General features: G+C 63.8%; 7 protein-coding genes. All 7 read right to left on the reverse strand.

Translation table 11 applies throughout. The features are described 5' to 3' along the window. Positions 1 to 207 (reverse strand): enolase-like domain-containing protein (locus tag HUK84_RS08835; RefSeq protein ID WP_218064287.1); only part of this gene is annotated, 207 nt, incomplete at its 3' end. Beyond that, positions 204 to 1,256, reverse strand: coding sequence for a DUF1611 domain-containing protein (locus HUK84_RS08840; RefSeq protein WP_176639972.1), 1,053 nt, complete (start codon positions 1,254 to 1,256; stop codon positions 204 to 206). The genes HUK84_RS08835 and HUK84_RS08840, both read right to left, overlap by 4 nt. An 83-nt stretch (positions 1,257 to 1,339) precedes the next feature. Then, positions 1,340 to 2,455, reverse strand: coding sequence for a GlxA family transcriptional regulator (locus HUK84_RS08845; protein WP_218064288.1), 1,116 nt, complete (start codon positions 2,453 to 2,455; stop codon positions 1,340 to 1,342). A 216-nt stretch (positions 2,456 to 2,671) separates the two neighbouring features. After that, a complete protein-coding gene (locus HUK84_RS08850) occupies positions 2,672 to 3,040 on the reverse strand; it encodes a hypothetical protein (RefSeq protein WP_176639973.1) in 369 nt (122 codons plus the stop codon). A gap of 192 nt (positions 3,041 to 3,232) precedes the next feature. Then, positions 3,233 to 3,598, reverse strand: coding sequence for a hypothetical protein (locus HUK84_RS08855; protein ID WP_176639974.1), 366 nt, complete (start codon positions 3,596 to 3,598; stop codon positions 3,233 to 3,235). Then, entirely contained in the window at positions 3,595 to 4,692 is a 1,098-nt protein-coding gene (locus tag HUK84_RS08860) for a LacI family DNA-binding transcriptional regulator (protein WP_176639975.1), read from the reverse strand. The genes HUK84_RS08855 and HUK84_RS08860 overlap by 4 nt, the downstream gene beginning before the upstream one ends. Positions 4,693 to 4,900: 208 nt before the next feature. Beyond that, the coding region (locus HUK84_RS08865) for an NAD(P)/FAD-dependent oxidoreductase (protein ID WP_176639976.1) at positions 4,901 to 6,067 on the reverse strand (1,167 nt) is incomplete at its 5' end.

Below are 6,067 nucleotides of genomic sequence, written 5' to 3' on the forward strand. Positions count from 1 at the left end.
GGCCGGGCGCGCCTGCCGTACCCCGGCCGCCATCGCCGCCACGGTCTCGCCACGGTAATAGACGGGGCAGGCTTCGCCGCGTCCCATATATCCGGCTGCGTCGCGCAGGGTGACGCGCAGGGTCGGCTGGACCGTCTGCGTGCCGCGCGAGACGGTGAAGGGTTCCGCCAGGCGCCAATCGACCGTCTCGACGGTGATGTCTCTCATGCCAGCAACCGGTCGACCACCGCCTCCAGCCCGAAGCGCAGCGGGTCGCACACCGGCAGGCCGAGCGGCGCCAGGGCCTGCGCGGCCTGCACGGCGTCGGCCTCGGCCATTCCGCCCGTATTCAGGCTGATCCCGACGAAGCGGGCCCGGGGATTGGTGCGGCGGGCGAGAGGCAGGTAGGCCGCCATCGCCTCTTCGACGCCGGGTACGGGATAGTCCGGATACCAGTTCGTCGTCCTGCGGCGCGGGTCATGGCAGAGGATCAGCGCGTCCGGCTGGCTGCCATGGAGCAGGCCGAGCGTCACGCCCGCATAGGCGGGATGAAAGAGCGCGCCCTGGCCTTCGATCACGTCCCAATGCCCGGGGGGCGCAGCGGGGCTGAGGGATTCCGCCGCGCCGGCGATGAAATCCGCCACCACCGCGTCGATGGCGACGCCCTCGCCGGCGATCATGATCCCCGTCTGGCCCGTCGCGCGAAAATCGGCGTCGATGCCGCGTCCGCGCAGGGCGCGGGTTACGGCGAGCGCCGTATATTTCTTGCCCAGCGCGCAGTCGGTGCCGACCGTCAGAACGCGCTTCCCCGCGCGCTTGCGGCCCGTGGCCACGGTGAACGCCCGGTCCGCATGGCGCACGTCGTGCAAGACGCGCCCCAGGCGACGCGCCGCCGCGCCGATCACCGGATGGTCGGACAGACGCTGATGCAGGCCACTGACGATATCGAGCCCGGCCTCGAGAGCGTCGAGCAGATGGGGAATCCAGCCATCGGGCAGGGCGCCGCCGACAGGAGACACGCCGATCAGAAGGCTGCGCGCACCGGCGGCGCGGGCTTCGCCGGGACGCATCGCGGGCAGTCCGAGGGTAACGATGGTGCCGGTGCGCCATTCCGCCAGGCAATCCGCACCCGCCCATTCATGGACGCCGATGCCCGTCTTGGCCTCGGCCGCGCCGGCCGCGTCGCCCAGAAAGACCAGGTAAGGCTTGGCAATGGACCGAGGCCCCGAGGCGGTCGGGGCGCTGTTCCCGTGCAAGGCCGGACGATGAGGGGTCATGGCGTTCTCTGGACTCTGAAACGGTGGCCGGAATTGGCCGATGGCTTCAGCATTTCATGCGGCGGGACCCGGCTATTGAACGTTCAGGCCATAACCTTGTCTGATCTGGCCCTGGCCTCGCGTACGGCGCCCGGTGTCGTATCGAATTCCTGGCGGAACGTACGGATGAAATGCGCGCAGTCCGAAAATCCCAGCCGAAGGGCGATCTCCGTGACGCTTTCGCTGGAGTTCTGAAGGAGCCAGCGTCCGTAGCGCAGGCGCGTCGTCCGGATGAACGCGCCAGGCGATTGGCCGAATTCCTCGGCGAACAGCCGGGAGAGCTGGCGGCGGCTTACATGGACCTGATCCGCCAGCCATTGCGGAGAAATGGGCCGGACCAGCGATTGCTCGATCAGCAGGACCGCCCGGCGCAGGCGCGGGTCGGCGACCCGTGTGTAGCCGAGCGCCTGCGTCACCGTCAGCGGCGTGGCATCCGCCCGGTTGGCGACCGACATCTGGTGGATCGTCTTGGTCGCGCGATCGGGCCCGCAATGGCGACGGATCAGTTCGCTGGCCAGGCTGATGATCGAAATCCCTCCGGCGCAGGTCAGGACGTCGCCGTCGTCGATATAGTCGAGATTCGCTTCCGCGCGGACATGGGGAAAAGATTCGCGGAATTCCTCCAGATGATAGGCGTGCAGGCAGGCCCGCCGCCCATCGAGCAGCCCTTCCTCCGCCAGGATGAAACTGCCCGTGCAGATGCCGATGACCGGCACGCCGGCTTCTGCCGCGCGCCGCAGATAGGCGCGCGCGCCCTCGGGCGCCGAGGACAGGCTCCGCAGCAGGCCGCCGATCACCGCCACGTAATCGAAATCGGCCGGGTCCTGATAGGAACGGTCGGGGCGAACCGTGACGCCGGCGCTGGAACGGACCGATAGGCTCGGATCATGGGCCATGATCGTCCAGTCGCAACGGCGCCTCTGGCTGTTGTCGCCGAAGTCCGCGGCATGACGCAGCGCCTCGACGAGACCGGCCAGCGACATCAGGGGAAACTCGGGCCAGAGCACGACACCGATCTTGAGATCGGGGCGGAGGATGGGTCGCGCGTCCAGCCCGTCGATGTCATCGACGAGCTGACGCCCGTGCGAGCGATCGGCACTGCCCGCGGATTTTCGCCCGGGATGTCGGTTCGCTGCTTTCATCGGGCGGTCGCGGTCCATCTGCGTTCCATTCCGTTACGGACGCAATATTAAGTGCCCGTGGCCGTTCTGAACAGCGGCGGGATCGCCCCGTGCGGGACGCCCGGGATTCCGGCGGCCCGGCATTGCCGGATCGGGGGTAGCGCGATTGCGGCTGGGCATGGTGATGCGCTGGCGCGCGGCCTGGAAACCTGCCTGTGCATCGGAGAAGCCATGCATTATCACCAGCCGAATTCGTTAATTGCCCACGTGAACCATAATTTCTTTCAGTTTTCGTTCCAAACTTTCCACAAAATATACCTTCAAATCAAACTTACCTATGTTTGTTAGATATTTATGTGATTTATATTCTCCTGTACCTGATATATAATTCAGAAGCGTGTGAAAAATAATCGCAGCCTCTTTTTTATTTAGATTAATTTCGATATTTTCGCTCGTACACGATGAATATATGTTGTCCATTTTCTTTATGACATCCAGAACCTCTCCTGTGTGGTAGCCAGTGATCGTTTCGAACTCCCTGCTTGCCCCCAGGATGAGGACGGAAATAAGCAAAGCAGCTCGGATCGAAAGGAATGCACCGGTTGGGAGTTCTAATTTATTCATATTACTGACCAATTTTGAAGTTTTTTACAAAATGCCCATATCCGTCGTCCGGGCAGAACGCTGTTCTAAAATCATTCATCGTCTGATTTATAATCGTAACGACTCCATTTTGCTTATCCCATAGACTGTGCCGACCCAGCGTCGTCGATCCGAGCGCCGGATGCGCAGAGGTGGCCCCCGTCAGTTCCTTTATTATCCTAATGGCTCGATTCGTGTCCCTTCTATCAGTTCTGCGAAACCACTAAGCTGGATAAAATAAAGATAAAATTCTCCACCATCATCCAGTGATTCCATCGTATTTTTTTCAGGCCAATCTTTTAAAATTTTGTCGACAACATCATCTGGAGATTTTCCGCTGAATATTGGAGTATTATTGATTTCATCAAATTCTACGATTTTCCCCCTCTTGAATCCATAAACAAGAAAATCATGAAATCGTCTCTTTTTTTCCATGGAACTTATATGTTCTTTATTTATGCCGGATCTAAAAAAAAGAGATCTTGCGGAGGCGCCGCCGAACCCCTCCAAAGCGTTGTCCCATAATAGATTCTCGCTCATCTGAATTGCGGGTGGGCCAGGGAGGTTCGCTGGACCAGTTCGGTTGCCAGGGTCGTGGATCGGCCGGTGGTGTCGAACAGCGTCCGCAGGGCCGCAGCGCCTTTTTCGGTGAAGGGTTGGCGGATCGTCGTCAGCCCGGTCGCGGCGGCTTGGGGGATGTCGTCGAAGCCGGTGACGGAGAGGTCGTGGGGGATGCGCAGTTTCCGGCGCGCCGCGTCCGCCATGATGCCGAGGGCCAGGCGGTCGCTCATGGCCAGGATGGCGGTCGGGCGGGTTTTCTTGTGCGCGAGCATGTCGCGGGCGGCCTGTTCGCCGTTCTGTTCGGTGTTTTCCCAGCTTTCCCAGACGGGGATGGTATCGGCGCCGATCCCGGCCTCGTCGAATGCCGCGTAGAAGCCGCGCAGGCGCTGGGCGGCGGTGCTTTCGCCGATGGAGGCGCGGCGTTCCGGGTCCATGAACCCGCTATAGCCGTCGCGGCGGGTGCGGAGCGAGACGATGCCGACACTGCGGTGGCCGGCCCGGACGACGTGGCGCGCCATGTCACGCGCGGCGGCGAAATCGTCGATCTTCACGACGGGGATATCGGTCCGCCTGGGCTGGTCGATGACGACCAGCGGCACCTGGCGGCGCGACGCGGCCGTCACGACGTCGTCATAGCCCGACAGGGCATAGAGAATGAGGCCGTCGACCGCCGCCGAGGCCAGGACGTCCATCACCGGCTGTCTGGGGGCGGCCGGGCCGGCCTTGGCGCGCACCGGCAGCAGCATCAGGCTGATGCCCTTGCGTTCGCATTCCGTGGCGACGCCCCGGAGCAGGGCCAGGACGGCGGAATCGGAAAACGCATAGGGCATGTCTTCGCTGAAGACGAAGGCGACCGTGCCGGTGCGGCCGATGCTGAGATGGCGCGCCAGCGGGTCCGGGCCGGGATAGCCCAGATCTTCCGCGATGCGGAGGATGCGCCGGCGCAGGTCGCCGGACAATTGGTCGGGGCGCGCATAGGCGTTGGAGACCGTGGCCGTCGAGACGCCGGCCGCGCGGGCGACGTCCTTGAGCGTCAGGCGGCCCGATGAGCGTGAGCGTGAGCGTCCTGGCATGGAGGGTCTGGGTCGGCCCGTTTTGGAGGATGGAAGGATTCTTCTTTTGTCTTCCGAAAAAGAAGCAAAAAGACTTTTATTCGTTCAGGGACTTTGTGCGCGCCGGCAAAAATTCCCCAAACGGCCAAAAGTTTTTTGGTTCTTTTTTTCAAAAAAGAACGGATGGTTTGCGCAAGGGGAGGCAACAGGCGCCTCCCCTTCCACCGGGTCAGGCGGCGGTTTCGAGCGGTTTGTGGGGGATGCTGACGTCGCGGCCGGTCAGCATCATGTTCCAGTAGAGGTTCGGGAACACCGTGGTCTTGAGGAACCAGGCGAAGCGGCTGGGCTTGCGCTGGTCGTAGCCGAAGCTGGGGGCCGGGACGCCGCCATAGAGGAATTCGGCCAGGATCACCCGGCCGTACGAGACGGTCAGCGGGCAGGCGCCGTAGCCGTCATACCGGCTGTCCAGCGGCCGTCCGTCGAGCGAGGCCAGCAGGTTGGCGACCACCACGGGGGCCTGGGCCCGCGCGGCGGCGGCGGTCTTGGCGTTGGCGGTGCCGATGACGTCGCCCAGGCCGAAGATGGTGTCGTAGTGCGTGTGGCGCAGGGTCGCGGGGTCGACATCCAGCCAGCCGCCGCCGTTGGCGAGGGGGCTGGACTTGACGAAGTCCGGCGCGCTTTGCGGCGGGGTGACGTGCAGCATGTCGAAGCTGCGGGTGATTTTGGTCGTCGTGCCGTCGGGGGCCGTCACGGCGAAGGTGGCCAGGCGCGCGGGCCCGTCGACGGCCACCAGGTCGTGCTTGTACCGCAGGTCGATGCCATAGTAATCGACCATGTCCTGCAAGGCGGGGACGAAATATTTCACGCCGAACAGCGCGTCGCCCGCCAGGCAGAATTCGACCTTCATGCGCGGCAGGACGCCTTCCTTGCGCCAGTGGTCGGCGGCGAGATAGGCGATCTTCTGCGGGGCGCCGGCGCATTTGATCGGCATGGGGGGCTGGGTGAACAGGGCGGTGCCGCCCTTGAGCGACTGGATGCAGGCCCAGGTATATTCGACCGTGTCGCGCGAATAATTGCTGCACACGCCGTTGCGGCCCAGCGTGTCCTGCAGCCCTTCGATCTTGTGCCAGTCCAGTTGCAGGCCGGGGCAGACCACCAGCCGGCGATACCCGATGCGCCGTCCGTCGGCGAGGGTGACGCAATGCGCGTCGGGCGAGAAGGAGGCCACGGCGGCGCGCAGCCAGCGCACGCCCTTGGGGATCAGCCCGCCTTCCTGGCGCAGCGTGTCGCGCAGCCGCATCACGCCGGCGCCGACCAGGGTCCAGCCGGGCTGGTAGGCGTGGATGGTCGCGGGATCGATGATCGCGACCGACATGTTGGGCCGCGCGCGCCGCAG

This window comes from Nguyenibacter vanlangensis, assembly GCF_013376155.1.
Lineage (GTDB): Bacteria > Pseudomonadota > Alphaproteobacteria > Acetobacterales > Acetobacteraceae > Gluconacetobacter > Gluconacetobacter vanlangensis.

Bases quoted from the DNA above. Each gene is read 5' to 3' on its own strand.
- HUK84_RS08840 (WP_176639972.1), bottom strand. From the start codon at position 1,256: ATGACCCCTCATCGTCCGGCCTTGCACGGGAACAGCGCCCCGACCGCC.
- HUK84_RS08845 (WP_218064288.1), bottom strand. From the start codon at position 2,455: ATGGACCGCGACCGCCCGATGAAAGCAGCGAACCGACATCCCGGGCGA.
- HUK84_RS08850 (WP_176639973.1), bottom strand. From the start codon at position 3,040: ATGAATAAATTAGAACTCCCAACCGGTGCATTCCTTTCGATCCGAGCT.
- HUK84_RS08855 (WP_176639974.1), bottom strand. From the start codon at position 3,598: ATGAGCGAGAATCTATTATGGGACAACGCTTTGGAGGGGTTCGGCGGC.
- HUK84_RS08860 (WP_176639975.1), bottom strand. From the start codon at position 4,692: ATGCCAGGACGCTCACGCTCACGCTCATCGGGCCGCCTGACGCTCAAG.